The following is a 16,316-nucleotide window of genomic DNA, read 5'->3' as shown; positions in this document are numbered from 1 at the left end:
GGCCGCGGCCATAGCCTCCACGGGCGGCCTCGGGGGCAAAATTGCGCTGCAGGCGCTCGGCAAAATCCTGCCGGTAGTAGCGGCGGACCACCTCGTCGCGGACGGCATTGGTGAGCTCGCCGATGCGGGCCTCAAGGGCGGCGCGGCGCTCGGGCGTTGCAAAATTGCCGCCCTCGATCTCGCGCGACCAGAGCACCTCGGCCAAGCCGCGGGCGGCCGAGATCACCTCCTCGATCGCGCCGCGCCCGCCCGAGCGGGCGAGATCGTCGGGGTCCTGGCCTTCCGGCAGCAGCGCAAAGCGCAGGCTCTTGCCGGGCTTGAGATGCGGCAGCGCCAGATCGGCGGCGCGATAGGCGGCCTTCTGGCCGGCGCGGTCGCCGTCGAAGCAGAGGATCGGCTCGTCCGCCATCTTCCAGAGCAGCGCGAGCTGGTTCTCGGTGAGCGCAGTGCCGAGCGGCGCGACCGCGCCGGCAAAGCCGGAAGTCACCATGGCGATGACGTCGACATAGCCTTCGACCACGATCAGGGCAGCGCCGTCATGGGCCGCCTGGCGTGCGGTGGCGAGATTGTAGAGATTGTCGCCCTTGTGGAAGAGCGGGGTTTCCGGCGAGTTCAGGTACTTTGCGGGGACGTCTTTCTCCAGCGCGCGGCCGCCAAAGGCGATCACGCGGCCGCGGAGGTCGGTGATCGGAAACATCACCCGGTCGCGGAAGCGGTCGTAAGGCACGGGGATGTCGTCGCCGGCAACCAGCAGGCCCGCCTCGACCATGTCATCGGTCGAAATGCCCTGCGAACCCAGGAATTCCTTCAGCCCGAAGCGTTCTGCCGCCGCATAGCCCAGGCGGAACTGCAATTGCGTCGCCGGCGAGATCGCGCGGTCGGCGAGATAGCCGCGGGCTTTTGCCCCGTTCCGGGAGGCCAGCGTGTCGGCGAAGAATTTGGCCGCGAGTTCCATCACATCATGCAGCGTCTTGCGGCGCTGCTCGTGACGGGCGGCATCCGGCGTCACCGCCGGCAGCGGCATGCCGGCCATCGAGGCCAGCCGCTCGACGGCTTCGGGGAAGGAGACGCCCTCGGTCTCCATCACGAAGTCGAAGATGTTGCCGTGCCTGCCCGAGGAAAAGTCGTGATAAAACCCCTTCTGGTCGTTGACCGTGAACGACGGCGTCTTCTCCTGCTGGAACGGGGACAGCCCCTTCCACTCCTTCCCCGCCCTCTTCAGCCGCACGCGCTTGCCCACGACTTCCGAGACCGGAAGCCGGGCGCGCAGCTCGTCGAGGAATTGCGGGGTGAAGCGCATGGGGCGGATTTGGAGCCTGCGTGAGGGGTCACCGATATAGTGAGCGCGGGCTCAAAGTATCAGGATTGTGGCGATTCGCCCGGTATTCACAGGTCCCTCCGGGCGCTGTTGGCCACCTTGACGGTACTGGCATCTTGCACGCCGCCCGGTTCCGCTGTTGGATAGTGGCATGTTTACGACATTTAGAGGCGGACAGAGCGGCGGCTGGCGCGTCACCTCGATCTCCAAGGTGAAGGGAGAGACATTGCCGCGCGTGGCGGCGCTGTCGATCATCGCGAGCGAGGCGATCGCGCTGCCGCTGTTGCCGTCGACCACGGCCTGGCGGCTCGCCGGCGTCATCAGCTATCTGCGCTATACGAACCGCGCGGAGAAGGAACAGCTCGACGCGCAGCAGGCCGAGCTCGGCCGGCGCGAGGCGAGCTGTGCGGCGCTGATCCCGATCCGCAAGACCGTCGCGTGGTGGAATCTGACGCCGGAAGAGCGGCGCGAGATCTTCGAGGACAAGTCGCACCACATCGCCGGCACGCTGAAATATCTCCCCGCGATCGCACGGCAACTGTTCCACAGCCGCGACCTCGGCGAGCCCTTCGATTTCCTCACTTGGTTCGAATTCGCGCCCGAGCACACTGCGCTGTTCGACGAACTGGTGGCGATGCTGCGCGCGACCGAAGAATGGAGCTATGTCGAGCGCGAGGTCGACATCCGCGTGCAGCGGGAGGAGTGAGGCGGCTTACAGCTCAAGGAACCGGCCCGAGGCGATGCGCGACAGGTGCGCGACCGGCCAGTTGTAGACATAGGTCCACGCCTCGGCCGTGGTGCCGTCGGCCAGTGTGAGCGGCAGCATCTGGCGGACATATTCGGTCGGCTGCGGAAAACCCTCGCCGCAAGCTTCATACATGTCGAACTCGCGTAACAGTTCATCCGGGACGCGCAGGCGAAACAATTCGCCGTGCACGATGTCGGCGGTATCGTCGGAGAGCTCGAGCGCGGGATAATGCGCGACCCGGTAGAGCCGGCCCTGGCAGCGCGCCTCACTGATGAAATCGGCATTGCCCGAGAGCAGCCGCGCCATCGGATGGTCGAAGCCGCGCATCAAGGTGCCGTAGACGAAGAGACGGTCGGAGATCATGGCTTTCTATGTCATTGCGAGCGGAGACTAAGCCGCCGCCACCTCTTCGCTGATCACGATGAATTTGGCCAGCGTCATGCGGCCGAAGCTCGTGGTCAGCGCGACGTCGGCGGCGTCGCGGCCGGTCGCCATCAGGATGCGGCCGATGCGCGGCATGTTGTGACGGGCGTCGAACGTGTACCACGCGCCGGAGAGATAGGCCTGGAACCAGCCGGAGAAATCCATCGGCGCGGGGTCGGGCGGCACGCCGATGTCGCCCATATAGCCGGTGCAGTAGCGCGCGGGGATGCCCATGCAACGGCAGAAAGTGAGCGCGAGATGGGCGAAGTCGCGGCAGACGCCGGTGCGGCTCTCGTAGACATCATGCGCCGACTTCATGTGATGGGCGTGCTGATAGCCGAAGGTGACGTGGTGGTGCACGAAGGCGACGATCGCCTGCACCCGCGCCCAGCCGGGCGGCGTGTTGCCGAACAGCGACCAGGCGATGTCGGTGAGCTTGTCGGTCTCGCAATAGCGGCTCGGCATCAGATAGAGCAGCATCTCGTCCGGCAATTGCTCGATCGCAATCTGCTGCGCGCTCGGATTGACGATATCGGGCAGGCCGGAGTCGCGCACCAGCGCGTGGCCGCGCAAGGTCACGCCACCGGCGGGCGCCACCAGCCTGCCGCAGACATTGCCGAAACTGTCGCGATAGAAGCCGATCGGGACATTGGGCTCGGCTATGATGGTCTCGGTGCCGACGATGTCCTGGAAGCGCGAGGGATGGATCGAGAGCATCATCACCATCGGCGTCGGCTGCGCGGCCGCATAGGCAATCTCGAAGCCGACCTTGATCTCCATCCTCGCTCCAATCCTTCTAGCGATGCGAACCCGTCATGCCGGCACGACGTCCCTCTCCTCGTCGCCGACCGGCTCGACCGTGATCGCAACTTCCATGTTCACGAACGCTTCCGCTGCGCCGAGATAGACGCCGTGCAGCGGGATCGCCTGGCGCGGATCACGGGCGACGGCGACGCGGATCAAATCGCGCGTGCCGACGATGCCGTTGGTCGGATCGAACTCGATCCAGCCTGCGCTCGGCAGATAGACCTGGACCCAGGCATGCGTCGAGCCGCCGCCGACATGGAAGCTGTCCGAAGGCGTCGAGAGATAGCCCGACACGAACCGCGCGGCGATGCCGAGCCGCCGCAGCGCCTCGATCATGAAAAGCGCATAGTCGCGGCAGGAGCCAGAGCCGGTCTGCAGCGTATGAAGCGGATGCTGCGTGCCCTGCTCATGGCGCTTGCGATAGTCAAGACTTTCACGGATGCCATGGGTCATGCCGCTCAGGATCTTGAACGTCGGCGTCGGCGCTTCGGCATCGAGGAACTGCCGCGCCCAGGCCGAAATCTCGCCGTCCGGATCGGCATATTGCGGCCTGACATATTGCAGCAAATCCGGAAATTCGTCCTCGTCATAGAGGAATGGATAGAAATAAGCGGGATCGTCCGGCGTCAGCGCGAATTCTTCGGCCGGATTATGGTCGACGGTGGCGGTCGAGATTAACGACAGCGTGTCCGCCCGCTCGTCGAAAGCCGCGATCGCCACACTGTTGCCGAACACATCGTGGATCCAGCGTAGCGACATCGGCTGCGGCTCGATTCTGAGATCGCTCTCGACCACGCGCAGGTCATGGCTGTCGCGCGGGCTCAGCATGATGCGGTGCTCGCCGAACGCCACTGGATGGGTGTAGCGATATACGGTCTTGTGATGAATCTTGAGTAACGGCATCGTCCGGCAATCATCGTGACTTTCGGCGGTCTAATCTATAGTGGGCGCTGCTCATTTTTAAGATCGGCGTGCCGCTTCGATAGGCAAAGTTGAGGATAAAATCTTGGACACCACGACCGGCGCGACGTTCCTGCTCACGGATGAAAACACCCCGCCGGTCCACGAACATAATGCCGATGGCCGCTCGCCGTTCCTATTGACCTGCGACCATTATGGGCGGCTGATCCCGCGCGCGCTCGGCGATCTCGGCCTCTCCGAAAACGAGCTGACGCGGCACATCGCCTGGGACATCGGGATCGCCGAAGTCGCCGAGCAGCTTGCAACGCAGCTCGACGCGCATCTGGTCGCGCAGCGCTACTCGCGGCTCGTGATCGACTGTAACCGCCCCCCGCATGTCGCAAGCTCGATCCCCCTGATCAGCGAAGCCATCACGATCCCCGGCAATGAAGGATTGACGCGCGAAGCCGCACAGGCACGGCGGCAGGCGATCTTCGATCCCTATCACCGGCGGATCGGCGAGATCATCGACCAGCGGCTGCACGCGGGCAAGCCGACGGTGCTGGTGTCCATGCACAGCTTCACGCCTGTTTATGCCGGGATCGCGCGTCCCTGGCATATCGGCACGCTCTATCATCGCGACACCGTGCTGCCGCCGCTGCTGCTGAAGCGTCTGCGCAGCGAAGGCGACCTCGTGGTCGGCAACAACGAGCCCTATGCGGTCAGCGACGAGACCGACTACACCATCCCCTTTCACGCCGAGAGGCGCGGCCTGATGAACACGGGAATCGAGATCCGCCAGGACCTGATCACCGATCAGGCCGGACAGAAGGCATGGGCGGACAGGCTGGCCCGGATCCTTGCCGAGATCGAAGCGACGTTAAGTGCGGAGAAGCTGGTCTAGTCTAGCGCGGATCCTGATAAAACCAACGGTGCCCGCTTGGCGAATGTTCCGGACATTCGGGCTTTACAGCGGACGTTCGCGCACGGAAACGGTCGAAGGTGTCCCGCCACTAACTAAGCACGATCTAAAATTCTAGCGATTAGGTCGGGGATACAGGCTAGTCCCCGCGATACCTTGTCGACTGCCTTCGGTCTGCAACTGCCCTACACAGAATGATGGCAAGGGCTTACTTGAGCCAAACAAGCAACGGAACAGATGCCCGACCGGTGCACGACAACGTCCCCTCGTAAGCGCGCGTTTTGCGGGCGGTATACGAACAGCGAGCGCCGTCCAACACCATCTCGGCTGTCACCTGCGCATCCGGGCCAGCGAGTTGCAGCCGTATCTCTCCGGCTCGTTCCTCCGGTCCGTCCTGAGCGCAGATCCCCACGTGCTTCATCTTCAGCGGGCCGGAAAATTCCTTGCGAGGGCCCGACCCGCTTTCGATGAGATTGCCGGTCAGCTCCCATTCGCCCAGCACACCGGCCTGACCAAGGAACTCCATGGCTCCGAGCTTCGGCACGTCGCAAAGACACAGTGCAACGGCGCCGAGCATCGCCGCCCCACCATCGCGCCACATCCTGCGCAGCATCAGAGTTTGCTTCCGGTTGTCTCTCGCATTTCTATCAGCTCGGGTCGCGATACATCGGCATCAGCAGTGAGCCGAGCAATCTGCACCGCACATTCTCGGACCTTTGCTTGATCGCCGGACGCCTTGGCGCTTTTGCTCACCCCGATATACGTCACGAGCCGATTAGGCTCCTTCTTGAGCACGGCCTCATAGGCGGCAAGCGCTTCCTTGGCCATGCTGCGGTCGAGCAACATTGCGCCATAGAGCTCGCGCGCCGGCGCCAGCGGTCCCGGAGTGACGGGATGTTTCTCGGTCCTGTCTTCCGCGTCCGCAGCGGCACCCATCGCATTGAGCGCCTCGTCGTACCGGCCTTCGGCGTACAGCACCCAGGCGCCCGCGACCTGCCGCTGGATGTCGACGATGTTGGACCAGTAGGCATCCTTTGCCTCATTCAGTTTGTCGCGCAACTCGACGAGCTTGGCGATGTCGGCCTTGGCGGCAGCCGTGTTATCGGACCGCGCGGCGCCGACCGCCCGCGCAAAATAAGTAATCGCATCTACATAGGGATATTTGGTCGGCCGTAGCTGGAGCGCGGCCGCCGCCTTCCAGTCGCCGCGTTCGAACACATAGCGAGCCTGGCTCGCCGCGACCGCGTAAGGGCCGGGGAACCGCTCGAGCTTGAACTCAAGCTTAGCGAGTTCGTCGACCACCGCGCGCGCTTCCTTGTCCTCGGCCAACTGGAGATAGGCATAGACCAGATAGTCCATCGCGTGCGCTTGGTCGTGCTGTTCGCCGTCCTCCTTGGCGATGCGCGCGGATTCCTGGTTCGAGGCAATCGACTCCTTCCAATGGCCGACGCGGGTAAAGATATGCGATGGCATGTGCCGGGCGTGCGGCGCGTGAGCCGCGATCTTTGCATAGCGCCTTGCCGCATCGAGGCCTTTTTCCGCGAGTGCCGGATAGTCGTAGAGGTGGATAAGATAGTGGGCGACGCCCGGGTGCTCGGGCTGGCGCTTGAAGATCGGCTCCAGCAACGCCGCACCTTTTAGCTGGTTGGCATATGTCTTGTCGGTCGGGGACGCTGCGACGTTGAGCGTGATCGCGTACGCGATCTGCGCCTCGTCATCGTACGCATAGCGTGTCGCGACCTGCTCTTCCGCCGCAAGATACCTCTGTACCCGTGTGCGATGGTCGACCTTGTCATAATCGACGTACATCGCGGCGATCGCATCGATGTAATCCCGTTCGCGCTGCGTCTTGGCGCCGAGCGTCTGGCCTTCTTTCACGGCTTCGAGACCAAGAGGAAGACTGTCCGGCGGCGGCGGCGCGTGCGGGTTATAAAGATAGCTGAGCGCAATCCCCCAGTAGGCGATGGCGCATTGCGGGTCTTCCTTGAGGGCCTCCTCGAAGGTGCGTCTCGATGCGCTGTACCAGAACGAGTGCTGATACAGCATGCCGAGATCGAACAACTCCTGGGCCTCCGGGTTGCAGGACGTGGCAAAATGCACTTTGCCCAGTCGTTGTTCAGCAGATTGTGAGTCAGCAGGTTGCGAAACGGTCGCGGCAACCAGGCCAACGACCACTGCGAGGGGAAACCGTTTCATGGACCCACTCCGTGCCGTTGATGGAGACCAGAAGAATATCACCTTTCCCGAATAACCGGAACAAGATAGGCCTTATTCTGGGGTAATCACGTCCGAGTTGGGTCACTCGCGTCATTTTTGGCCGATTCGCCGGATGTCTGCTTATCCCCTGGCAGCGGCGGCATAGCGGACATCCTGCAACCGCTGCTTGGGCCAAAAGCGGCTGTCGCGGTCTTCGAAGCTCGTATCAACAAGCTGTGGGGCGCGGTACCTAACACACATAGCGCGCCACTTCGGCGAGGCTGAATGCCGGCATACGGTTCACTATCCCGCCCAAGTGTGCGGACGTGTTCGTGGCTCATAGGTCACCGGCTCCAAGATTGCGACGGCGCGGCAGTCCTGTACCCTTCCGACAACCCGGCCGATGTTGTACGCTGATTAGACGGACACTGGAATAGTCCGCGAGCTGCCAACGGGACGTGCCGAAATCCCTGTTTGGTATTGGCAGCACACATGCTGTCGGCAGGTGTCTCACCTTAATAGACCGACGTTCCTTTTTGCCGGTGCTTTTTTGCGTTCGCAATCGCTGGTCGTGCGCGCCAGTACGACCGAATAATTTTTGCAATGACCAGGGAGTAACGTCATGAAGACGCGCTATTCAGTAACATTGGCGATGCTTGCGGGCTTCGGGCTCGGTGCGATAGCGGTTCAAGGACTTAATGCCCAGGCTACGCCGCCAGTATATCAAGTCGTTGAAATTGAGCCCTCGGACATGGAGACCTACCTGAAGGACTACGTCCCGAAGGCTCAGGCCGCTATCAAATCCGCCGGCGGCAAATTCCTCGCCGCTGGAGGCAAAACCACAACCATCGAAGGAGAACCGCCGAAACCGCGCATTGTTATCCAACAGTGGGACAGTGTTGAAAAAATCAAAGCTTATCGCGATTCAGCGGCGTTCAAAGAACTCCTACCACTCCGCAACAAACTCGCGAAGTTCCGCAGCTTCGCCGTCGAGGGGCTACCGCAATAACTAAAGCGCGATGAGATGAGGATGAATCATCATCGCGCTTTAGGTTATTGTTTGAGCATGATCTTTTCGGAAAACCGCTTCACACTTTTCCGGATCATGCTCTAGCAATCGGCGTCCAAGATTGAAGGCCGCCTTAGCTGGCGGCCTTCATCACAGAGGCGTCTAAGGGGCCAGAACCGGACATCACCTGGCAAAGGGCAGAAGTGGCGCCTTGATCGTGGTAGTGGGCTCAAGCTCGTCGTGGCCATGCAGGCAGGACCGCAGGGTTTCGATCTCCGGACAATCCGAGGTGCCAAGCGGGCCGATCAGGAAGCCGCTTTCCAGAGGCTCGCACCTGTAACCCGGATAGCGCTGCAACCTTTGCGCGATCACTACATCGACCTTGCCCTCGAGTAGCTCGTGCAGACCCGCCGGCTGGCTGAGGCGAATGGCTACCTGTGGCTGGGCCACGCGGAACTGCGCCAGGCGCGTCCGCAACCCATCGACGACGAAGCTCGCATATACCCCAATATGCAACAGACTAGTGACGCCCTCAGGCCTGAGTTCGGCAGTGGCGTCGGCGAGGCACCGAAAGGCCTGGCGTACTCGCATGAGATAGGCTTCGCCGGGAGAAGTCAGGATTACCTGCCGCGTCCGCCGCTCGAACAGCTGCACCCCCAGCCGCTCCTCCAGTAGGCGGACTTGCTGGCTGACGGCACCGGCAGTGACGTGCAGCTCGTGGGCGGCCTGCTTGAAGCTGAGATGCCGGGCGGCGGCCTCAAAGGCGCGCAGGGCATTGAGTGGCGGCAGCAGATACGTCATGGCCGGCTCCGAGCGATGCGGTAGGGCGGGAGGATGCATGAGTTTCGCTCGCTCTACAAAAGAGAAATCCTGCTTTGTCGCCGGTGAAGGCGGGCGATACCCCATGGCTGACCTACACGCAAAGCCCGAGGAAACCTGCCGCAGTGCCGCCTGAAATGCCGTCGATCGAGACTTCGTATTCCTGGATTCGCCTCGTCGTCTCCATCACCCTCAGTACACTGGGCTGCGTCGGCATGTGGTCTCTGGTCGTGGCGTTGCCGGCCGTGCAGGCTGATTTCAACGTGCCTCGCGCCGACGCGACTCTGCCCTACACGCTCACCACCATCGGTTTCATGATCGGCGGCATCATTGTCGGCCGATTGGCAGATCGATTCGGCATCTTGCCACCCCTGGTCGGGGGCACGATCCTGATGAGCCTCGGCTACGTCCTCACTGCCTCCGCTCCGAACCTGTCTGTCTTCGCGGTTATCTCCGGCGTCACGATCGGCCTCGGCGGCGCAGCAAGCTTCGCGCCCTTGGTGGCCGACGCCTCGCTGTGGTTCGATCGGCACCGCGGCCTCGCCATTTCCCTGGCTACTGCCGGCAGCTCCCTTGCCGGCGTGGTCTGGCCATCAATCATCCAACATTTCATCGTCGCGGTCGGTTGGCGGCCGACCCATGTCGGCATCGGCATATTCTGCCTGGCAACGATGCTGCCGCTCGCGCTGGTTCTGCGGCGGCGGCCGACATCCCACAAGGCTGCGCTCGAAGCGGCGAGCACCGGCAATACCAACCAAGCCATCGGCCTGGCTCCGAGTGTCACCCAAGGTCTGCTGGCCTTCGCAGGCCTGTGCTGCTGCGTCGCCATGTCGATGCCGCAAGTCCACCTGGTCGCCTACTGCGGCGATCTGGGATACGGCCCTGCGCGCGGAGCCGAGATGCTGGCGGTCATGCTCGGCTTTGGTGTGGCGAGCCGTCTGATCTTCGGCTGGGTGTTGAACCTCATCGGCGGCCTGCCGACCTTGCTGCTGGGCTCGGCGATGCAGGCCATTGCACTCGCGCTTTATCTGCCGTTCAACGGGCTGGTCTCACTCTACGTCATTTCCGCTGTTTTCGGCCTGGCGCAGGGTGGCATCGTGCCGAGTTATGCGGTGATCATCCGTGAGCTGTTCCCGGCGCAGGAGGCCGGCTTTCGCGTCAGCCTCGCGATCTCGGTCACTCTCGCCGGCATGGCGCTGGGGGGCTGGATCGCCGGCGCGATCTACGACTGGACCGGTTCCTACGCAGCGGCGCTGCTCAATGGCATCGCCTGGAACATCGTGAATATGGCGATCGCAGTCTGGCTGCTACACCGCAAGCGTCAGTGTGCTGTCGTCGCCTGCGCCGCGACCTAGACTGTACTTGCGACCTAGCCCGCGCGGTGAATACACGATCAAGAAAGCTTGCGTTCGGAGGCGCAAGATCAGCGCTGAAGCCCACAGCGGGGTAAATCCTTTACGAAAGAGCCCATGGAGTTCGCGGCCAAGCCAGCCAGCAAGTCGGTCAAGGCATCACCCCCCTGAAGGTTGCTAAAGACGCTGTTTGAAGCAGCGGCTTAGCTGACATGTGCTCGCTCGTCTGAACTGTTGGTAATTCCATCACACCCCAGACAGACACCCACCCGTACACGCAAGCTTACGAGGGACCGAAGTATGAGTCTCAGGACCAGAAGCGATCCTCTCGCTGCTCGTCACCTTGATACTCACGGAACTCGACCGCCTTCCCATCTCTCATTTTCCAGACATGCACCTCTGGAAATGACTCGGAAATCCCCCTTCTTTGTGCATTCACGGTGACCAACACAACCGCGAGATCGCCCTCGGCCAAAACGTTGTGCACGTCAATGCTAAACACGTTCCCGGAAAGCTCCATCGTGCGTTGAAAGAAGCTCCCGACCTGATCGGGCCCGGTGTAGTCACCTGACAGCGGACTATGGCCGGGAACATGCCAAGTAATGCTCGGATCGAAGGCTGCAAAGACCGCAGGGACGTTTCCCTGTGCGAAGTCCTCGTAGGCTTTGCGAATAATCATCGCATTTGATCTGGTCATTGGCTTCTCCCTTGTGTTGGCTCATCTCCATTGCCGCATCCATCCGCCCTCTCGACCCAAGGTACGCTCTGCCTCGTTTATGGCGGGGATGCGGAAGGGGCGTAGGCGCCCCCCAATGTCCGGACGTGGCCCAACAGGCGACATAAGACGAAACCCGAAGTGCGAACCGCTTAATGCGTCAACTCATTTCGATATGTGGAGCTGCGGTCGTACGGGGCGGTAACATTATAACATTACGTGTCGGATCGACTTTCGACTTTTGCGCCCTTGGCGGCGTTGCCTTTCGCACCATTTTAAGTGGGCGGGGAACCACATGCATATGGAGCATGCTGATGGCCACTTGCAACGAGAAACACCATGAGAACCACCCTCATCGCCATGGCCCGAATTGCGGACACACTGCGGTTCGCCATGACGGCCATGTGGACTATCTTCACGATGGTCATCTTCACCATATGCACGAGGATCATGTGGACGAACATGTCATCGCGATCGATGCGGCAAATCCCGTGAACTGCACCCCTCACGTCCACTGCTCACATACTCACGGTCCAGGCTGCGGACATGAACAGGTGCCGCATGGAGACCATATCGATTACCTCGTAGACGGCAGGTTGCACCATCCACACGGTGATCATTGCGATGATCATGGGCCTCTGCAGTCAGCCTGAGGACGCCAAGGACTACCCATCGGCCGCATGAGCGCAATCGGCGATCTGCCCAAAACGACCTGACCGGGGCCCGCCGGGGATCGGTATGTCTCAGTTGGGTCAAAAGCGCCGTTCCGCGGTCGGCCTACCGTTTCCGCTTTATCGCCGAGAGCGGACATCATAGGCGTCCGGCACGGCGGTCCGACGCAAAACAGGGCCTATTTGGTCGCGGCCACCTTGGCGTTCCACCAGCATCTGATTTTAAGGAACAGGCGCGCGAAAACGAATAGCCCGAAAGCCGTTAGCACCACAGACACGCCGAGAGCCGCCACAAAATTGATCGGGTCGCTCTCAAGGCTGATGAGTCTTGAAGAGCCGGTGTAACCCGGACCGTATGAGCGCGAGTACAATTTTCCCATGGAAAGCACGCGATATAACTGGGCTAGCCCCAGCCACGTCATGAACGCAACCAACGCTAGACCAACGATGAGCGTGGCTATGGTCTTCACAACTTGCAGCAGTCTCCGCATGCTACCATGTTCGCATGGCACGAGAACAACCGGAAGAGGGGTGCATCGCAAATTGGTAAAATGAGCTACGCGCACGGAAGCGCCCCGCTCACGCTACTACGCGTTGCGCCGCAGCCGGATGAACGCGAAGCTGCCAAAATTACTTGCTTGCCGGGCTGTTGCTTGAGCTCAGTACGGCATTTGGTACTGCACGACGAAAGATGATCTCGTCCAAGTGCTGATTACGCGTCGGCAGCGGCCTCCCCCGATTCAGCAGGTCACGTGAAAAAGGCCGATCTTCTTCGCATGCGAGCTGTTGAACGTGTGAATCGCCTTGGGCGTCGGCTGCAGCAGGACAGTGCAGCCCTTTCTCGCAAAATACGCGTCAGCTTCCGGCGATAGATGCACATTGCCGAACTGGCCCGAGCCCAGAATGAGCTGCTCACATCCCTTCTCAAAGACGAACTTCGCTTCGTCCTTCGAGAGGACATGCGAGGTGCCGTAGTACTTCTTCGACAGCTTCTTCTTCCGCCTTGCCACTTCGCCGGACAGACGAATGATCACGTCGTGTTCATAGGTCTCTCCGTCAATCGTGATGGTGCCGAATGTGGTGCGTTCGATCTTCATGGACTGACCTCCTCATGATATTGGCACGAGGCCTCGACCCGGCAGACGAGCCTTATTCTACCTGATTGTATCAAGCCGTGCGTGGGTACTTGCGATGTCGCACGCGCGTCCCAGATCGGTCTCTCAGAACCTCAGCGTGAAGCGTCCCTTGACCATGTTGTTGGTGTCGGTCTCGGCAAGCTGGCCGGCATAGAAGATCGAGAGCGAGGTGTTGGCGCTAAACGCCATGTCGAGGCCCGCCTCGATGAGCGCCGCATCGCTGGCGATGGGCACCCCGGAGATGGCGAAGGGCGTCGTGCCGGGGCCGAAGGCGAATAGCGCCTCCGGCGTGATATCGCCGAAGGCGTGCTGCCAGGCGAGCGTGCCCTTGAAGGTCGTGGGGATGGGGCCGAGGAGGAAGGGCACGCTGATGCGGGCACCCAGGGTGGAATAGGTCACGCCCTCGCTGCCGCCGTAGCCGGTCAGCGCGGAGGGGCCGCCGATCTCGGTGAGGCCGCTGAGATCCACGTTGACGTAGGCCAGCCCTGCGAACGGCTCGAGGTTCACGCTCGCGGAGGAGAGCCCATAGCCCACCTCGCCGAACACCTGGCCCGTGCGGGCCGAGGTGTCGGCGGAAAGCGCATTATAGAAGCCGGGGAAGACCACGCCGCGGTCCGCGCTGATGTCCGCCCAGCTATAGGCCCCGCCGAACCGCACCCCCAAGGCCCCGAAGCTCGTTCCGCCATAGACCGCCACATGGGCATTGTCGCTGGAGAAGGACGAGGCGCGCGCATCCACGTGGTAGTTGGACAACGAGTAGCCGGCGGCGAAGCCGAGGCGCCAGTCGCCTGTCCCGCCGGAGAAGGTGCGGTCATAGCCGACGATGATGCCGGAGACGTCGCCGGAGATGGTGGCGGCATTGCCGTTGCCGTCGATCCGGCCCCAGGCGCCGAAGCCCTGGGCCCAGAAGGCGTCAGGCGTGCCCGGCAGCTCGATGACGCCGGTGCCGGACGGGGCTTTGGTGGCATAAGCGAGCGGCGCGGCAGCGGGCGCCGCCACCGGCACCCGGGCCCGGTCGAGCACCGCCCGGCGCAGGATCAGGCTCTCGTCCTGGAGAACGGACATGGCCGAGGGATAGACCTCGCCGGAAAGCGCATTGAACACGCCGGGCACGCCGGAGACCGGCAAGGAGACGATGGCGTTGAACAGCGTGTTGCCGATCCCCAGAGCCTGGGCGGCATTGGCCACGGCAAACTCGTTGGCCGTGGTCGCATAGGAAGCGAAGCGCGGGCCGGAGCCGCCACCGCCGCCACCGCCTCCCCCAGCATTGCTTCCGTCGTCATAGACCAGCGTCAGATAGACGTTCTGGGCGTCGTAACTGAGGGTCGGGGTGAGGAAGGCGAAGTCGGAGGACACCGAGCCGAAGGTGCCGCTCACTGCCCTGGAGGTGGTGAGGATGGCATAGGTGGTGTTGGGGCCATAGACGCCAGGCACGGCGAGCACCTGAACGCCGGCGCCAGTGTTGATGCTCACCGCCCCGGTCGAGGTGATGAGGTCGTGCTGGCCCTGCGGCGTCACATCCACCTGATAGATGGAGCCGGCATTGAAGCTCACGGCGCCGTTCACCGTGAGGCTGCCGGGCGAGTTGCCCGGCGCCACCATGCCACCGCTGCCCACCGACAGAGCGCCGATGGTGCCGCTGCCCTTCAGCAGGCCGCCGGAGAGCACCTTGACCGCTCCGGTTCCCGCCGCCGTCGAGCTGCCCAGAACCAGCGTGCCGGAGGACACCGTGGTGCCGCCGGAATAGCTGTTCGCGCCCGTGAGGACGAGCGTGCCGGCACCGAGCTTTGTGAGGCTGCCGGTGCCCGAAAGCACCTGGGCGATGGTGAAGGTATTCGCTGTATCCGCAATATCGAAGCCGCCGCCATTGCCACCCAGATTGATGGCGCGGTTCGTGGAGGTGAATGCCGTTCCCGTCACCTGCAGCGTGCCGCCATTCAGCGTTATCCCGCCGGATGAGGCGCCAAGATTTTCGTTGGCAGAGACTGATACGCTGCCCGCTTCGATAAGGGTGCCACCCGAATAAGTATTCGGACCGCTGAGCACCAGCGTTCCGCTGCCGCTCTTGACCAGTGTGCCGCCACCGCCGACGATGCCTGCGAGGGTGAGCTGCGCATCTGTGAGAAATGTGCCGCCAGCGCTGCCGAGGGTCACGTTGCGGCTCATGGAAAATGCCTGAGTGTTCTCCAGCGCACCGCCATCGAGGGTGAGCCGCGCGGCGGCGCTGCCGATGCTCTCGCTGGCGGCGACGGAGAGCGTGCCACCTCTCACGGTGGCGCTGTTGAAGGCGTTGTTGCCGGAGACGATCCAGGTTCCGCCATCCACCACGAGTGCATTGAAGCCCACATAACTGCCGTCGTATTGGCCGGTGCCCGCGCCGAACAATTCCAGCGTCTTGGGACCGGGACCGGACAGGAGGCCGGCAGACACCGTGCCGTTGACGATGGAGGTCGTGCTGATCTTCAGCGTGACGTCGTAGCCGCTCAGCTCCACATTTCCATTGATGGTGCCGGTATTGATGAGAGTGGATGTGCCGTTGCCTTGCTGGGTTATCGCCATGCCGAGGGGACCCGTCCCCTCTATGGTGCCGTGGTTCTCGATGGCGATGGTGCCGGTACCGATGTTGGCGTTTATGCCGGCTCCACCGCGGATGAGGCCGCCGACACCGTTGGTGATCGAGGTGCCGCTCCCGTTCACCCGGATGCCGTCGCCCTGAGGCAGCGTCGCGCCATTGAGTGTGGTGCCCAGGCCGCCCTGTCCTCCGGCTCCCCCTTCGATGGAGCCGGAATTGGAGAGGCTGTTGCCTCCGGCCATGAGAACGCCAGTTCCCCCAGCCCCGCCCGCTCCACCAAAGCCACCTCCCGGCGAGGTGCCGCCATCCGCGCCCGTATTGCCGCCATTGCCACCCGCTCCGCCGACAATCCGGCCGGCATTCATGAGCGTCGCATTTGCCGCGCCTTCCGGCGCTCCCAGCGTGACGCCCGCGCCGCCGGCGCCGCCGTTCCCCCCGTTGGCGCCCCGCGATATGCCTGAATTGCCGCCTATGGCTCCGGCTCCGCCCTCGCCTCCCGTAATGGTGCTCGAGTTGAGCAGCATATTGTTGGCATCGACCACGATGCCGTTGCCGCCGGCACCGCCGTTCCCGGCCTTTGATCCTGTTGCGGCGCCGTTCACTCCGCCTCCGCCCGCGCCGCCGGCGCCACCGGTGACAGACATGCCGTTGGTGAGGGTAATTCCGGTGTCGAGCCGCATGCCGACGCCGCCACCCCCACCATTGCCGCCCGCACCCGGAAGGGCACC

At 62.7% G+C, this 16,316-nt stretch carries 15 protein-coding genes; 4 read left to right on the top strand and 11 right to left on the bottom strand.

Annotated features, from left to right (window positions below):
- On the bottom strand, positions 1–1,300 hold a 1,300-nt coding region (dnaG, locus tag CWO89_RS27140), incomplete at its 3' end, for a DNA primase (protein ID WP_130581683.1).
- Between the two features lie 169 nt (positions 1,301–1,469).
- On the opposite strand from dnaG, the gene CWO89_RS27135 reads away from it, so the two are divergent.
- The gene (locus CWO89_RS27135) at positions 1,470–2,024 is read left to right on the top strand and encodes a chlorite dismutase family protein (RefSeq protein ID WP_130581682.1); all 555 of its coding nucleotides are present in this window, start codon (positions 1,470–1,472) and stop codon (positions 2,022–2,024) included.
- Positions 2,025–2,030: 6 nt separating this feature from the next.
- On the opposite strand, the gene CWO89_RS27130 is transcribed toward CWO89_RS27135, so the two are convergent.
- Genes CWO89_RS27130 through CWO89_RS27120 form a run of 3 tightly spaced genes read right to left on the bottom strand, consistent with a single transcriptional unit; the run spans position 2,031 to position 4,199 of the window.
- On the bottom strand, positions 2,031–2,429 hold the full coding sequence (locus tag CWO89_RS27130) for a gamma-glutamylcyclotransferase family protein (protein ID WP_130581681.1): 399 nt from the start codon (positions 2,427–2,429) through the stop codon (positions 2,031–2,033).
- Positions 2,430–2,456: 27 nt separating this feature from the next.
- Entirely contained in the window at positions 2,457–3,269 is an 813-nt protein-coding gene (locus tag CWO89_RS27125) for a transglutaminase-like domain-containing protein (RefSeq protein WP_130581680.1), read from the bottom strand.
- 33 nt (positions 3,270–3,302) lie between these two features.
- Positions 3,303–4,199: a transglutaminase family protein gene (locus tag CWO89_RS27120; RefSeq protein WP_130581679.1), complete on the bottom strand. Its 897-nt coding sequence runs from the start codon at positions 4,197–4,199 to the stop codon at positions 3,303–3,305.
- A gap of 103 nt (positions 4,200–4,302) precedes the next feature.
- Here CWO89_RS27120 and CWO89_RS27115 point away from each other — a divergent pair, with 103 nt between their 5' ends.
- A complete protein-coding gene (locus CWO89_RS27115; protein WP_130581678.1) occupies positions 4,303–5,100 on the top strand; it encodes an N-formylglutamate amidohydrolase in 798 nt (265 codons plus the stop codon).
- A gap of 226 nt (positions 5,101–5,326) precedes the next feature.
- Here the strand turns inward: CWO89_RS27115 and CWO89_RS27110 are convergent, their stop codons facing one another.
- The gene (locus tag CWO89_RS27110; RefSeq protein WP_130581677.1) at positions 5,327–5,731 is read right to left on the bottom strand and encodes a hypothetical protein; all 405 of its coding nucleotides are present in this window, start codon (positions 5,729–5,731) and stop codon (positions 5,327–5,329) included.
- Entirely contained in the window at positions 5,731–7,314 is a 1,584-nt protein-coding gene (locus tag CWO89_RS27105) for a tetratricopeptide repeat protein (RefSeq protein ID WP_130581676.1), read from the bottom strand. Before CWO89_RS27105 ends, CWO89_RS27110 begins: the two co-directional genes overlap by 1 nt.
- Before the next feature lie 622 nt (positions 7,315–7,936).
- On the opposite strand from CWO89_RS27105, the gene CWO89_RS27100 reads away from it, so the two are divergent.
- A complete protein-coding gene (locus CWO89_RS27100) occupies positions 7,937–8,323 on the top strand; it encodes a DUF1330 domain-containing protein (RefSeq protein ID WP_130581675.1) in 387 nt (128 codons plus the stop codon).
- A 183-nt stretch (positions 8,324–8,506) separates the two neighbouring features.
- On the opposite strand, the gene CWO89_RS48930 is transcribed toward CWO89_RS27100, so the two are convergent.
- Positions 8,507–9,124: a LysR family transcriptional regulator gene (locus tag CWO89_RS48930; RefSeq protein ID WP_130581674.1), complete on the bottom strand. Its 618-nt coding sequence runs from the start codon at positions 9,122–9,124 to the stop codon at positions 8,507–8,509.
- A 155-nt stretch (positions 9,125–9,279) separates the two neighbouring features.
- Here CWO89_RS48930 and CWO89_RS27090 point away from each other — a divergent pair, with 155 nt between their 5' ends.
- A complete protein-coding gene (locus CWO89_RS27090) occupies positions 9,280–10,497 on the top strand; it encodes an MFS transporter (RefSeq protein ID WP_130581684.1) in 1,218 nt (405 codons plus the stop codon).
- Between the two features lie 304 nt (positions 10,498–10,801).
- Here CWO89_RS27090 and CWO89_RS27080 read toward each other — a convergent pair whose 3' ends face one another.
- The 4 genes from CWO89_RS27080 to CWO89_RS27060 form a co-directional block, all read right to left on the bottom strand.
- The gene (locus tag CWO89_RS27080) at positions 10,802–11,191 is read right to left on the bottom strand and encodes a nuclear transport factor 2 family protein (protein ID WP_130581673.1); all 390 of its coding nucleotides are present in this window, start codon (positions 11,189–11,191) and stop codon (positions 10,802–10,804) included.
- An 868-nt stretch (positions 11,192–12,059) separates the two neighbouring features.
- A complete protein-coding gene (locus CWO89_RS27070) occupies positions 12,060–12,371 on the bottom strand; it encodes a hypothetical protein (protein ID WP_130581671.1) in 312 nt (103 codons plus the stop codon).
- Between the two features lie 249 nt (positions 12,372–12,620).
- On the bottom strand, positions 12,621–12,977 hold the full coding sequence (locus tag CWO89_RS27065) for an Mth938-like domain-containing protein (protein WP_130581670.1): 357 nt from the start codon (positions 12,975–12,977) through the stop codon (positions 12,621–12,623).
- Between the two features lie 123 nt (positions 12,978–13,100).
- Positions 13,101–16,316, bottom strand: a 3,216-nt coding sequence (locus CWO89_RS27060) for an autotransporter outer membrane beta-barrel domain-containing protein (RefSeq protein WP_130581669.1), incomplete at its 5' end; no start/stop codon positions are given.

This window comes from Bradyrhizobium sp. Leo170 (genome assembly GCF_004296405.1).
Classification (GTDB): Bacteria; Pseudomonadota; Alphaproteobacteria; order Rhizobiales; family Xanthobacteraceae; genus Bradyrhizobium.
This window is presented reverse-complemented; position numbering and strand designations above follow the sequence as displayed.

Excerpts from the sequence above, each read along its gene's own strand:
- CWO89_RS27130 (WP_130581681.1), bottom strand. The coding sequence starts at position 2,429 with ATGATCTCCGACCGTCTCTTCGTCTACGGCACCTTGATGCGCGGCTTC.
- CWO89_RS27125 (WP_130581680.1), bottom strand. The coding sequence starts at position 3,269 with ATGGAGATCAAGGTCGGCTTCGAGATTGCCTATGCGGCCGCGCAGCCG.
- CWO89_RS27135 (WP_130581682.1), top strand. The coding sequence starts at position 1,470 with ATGTTTACGACATTTAGAGGCGGACAGAGCGGCGGCTGGCGCGTCACC.
- CWO89_RS48930 (WP_130581674.1), bottom strand. The coding sequence starts at position 9,124 with ATGACGTATCTGCTGCCGCCACTCAATGCCCTGCGCGCCTTTGAGGCC.
- CWO89_RS27110 (WP_130581677.1), bottom strand. The coding sequence starts at position 5,731 with ATGCTGCGCAGGATGTGGCGCGATGGTGGGGCGGCGATGCTCGGCGCC.
- CWO89_RS27065 (WP_130581670.1), bottom strand. The coding sequence starts at position 12,977 with ATGAAGATCGAACGCACCACATTCGGCACCATCACGATTGACGGAGAG.
- CWO89_RS27100 (WP_130581675.1), top strand. The coding sequence starts at position 7,937 with ATGAAGACGCGCTATTCAGTAACATTGGCGATGCTTGCGGGCTTCGGG.
- CWO89_RS27090 (WP_130581684.1), top strand. The coding sequence starts at position 9,280 with ATGCCGTCGATCGAGACTTCGTATTCCTGGATTCGCCTCGTCGTCTCC.
- CWO89_RS27120 (WP_130581679.1), bottom strand. The coding sequence starts at position 4,199 with ATGCCGTTACTCAAGATTCATCACAAGACCGTATATCGCTACACCCAT.
- CWO89_RS27080 (WP_130581673.1), bottom strand. The coding sequence starts at position 11,191 with ATGACCAGATCAAATGCGATGATTATTCGCAAAGCCTACGAGGACTTC.
- CWO89_RS27070 (WP_130581671.1), bottom strand. The coding sequence starts at position 12,371 with ATGCGGAGACTGCTGCAAGTTGTGAAGACCATAGCCACGCTCATCGTT.
- CWO89_RS27105 (WP_130581676.1), bottom strand. The coding sequence starts at position 7,314 with ATGAAACGGTTTCCCCTCGCAGTGGTCGTTGGCCTGGTTGCCGCGACC.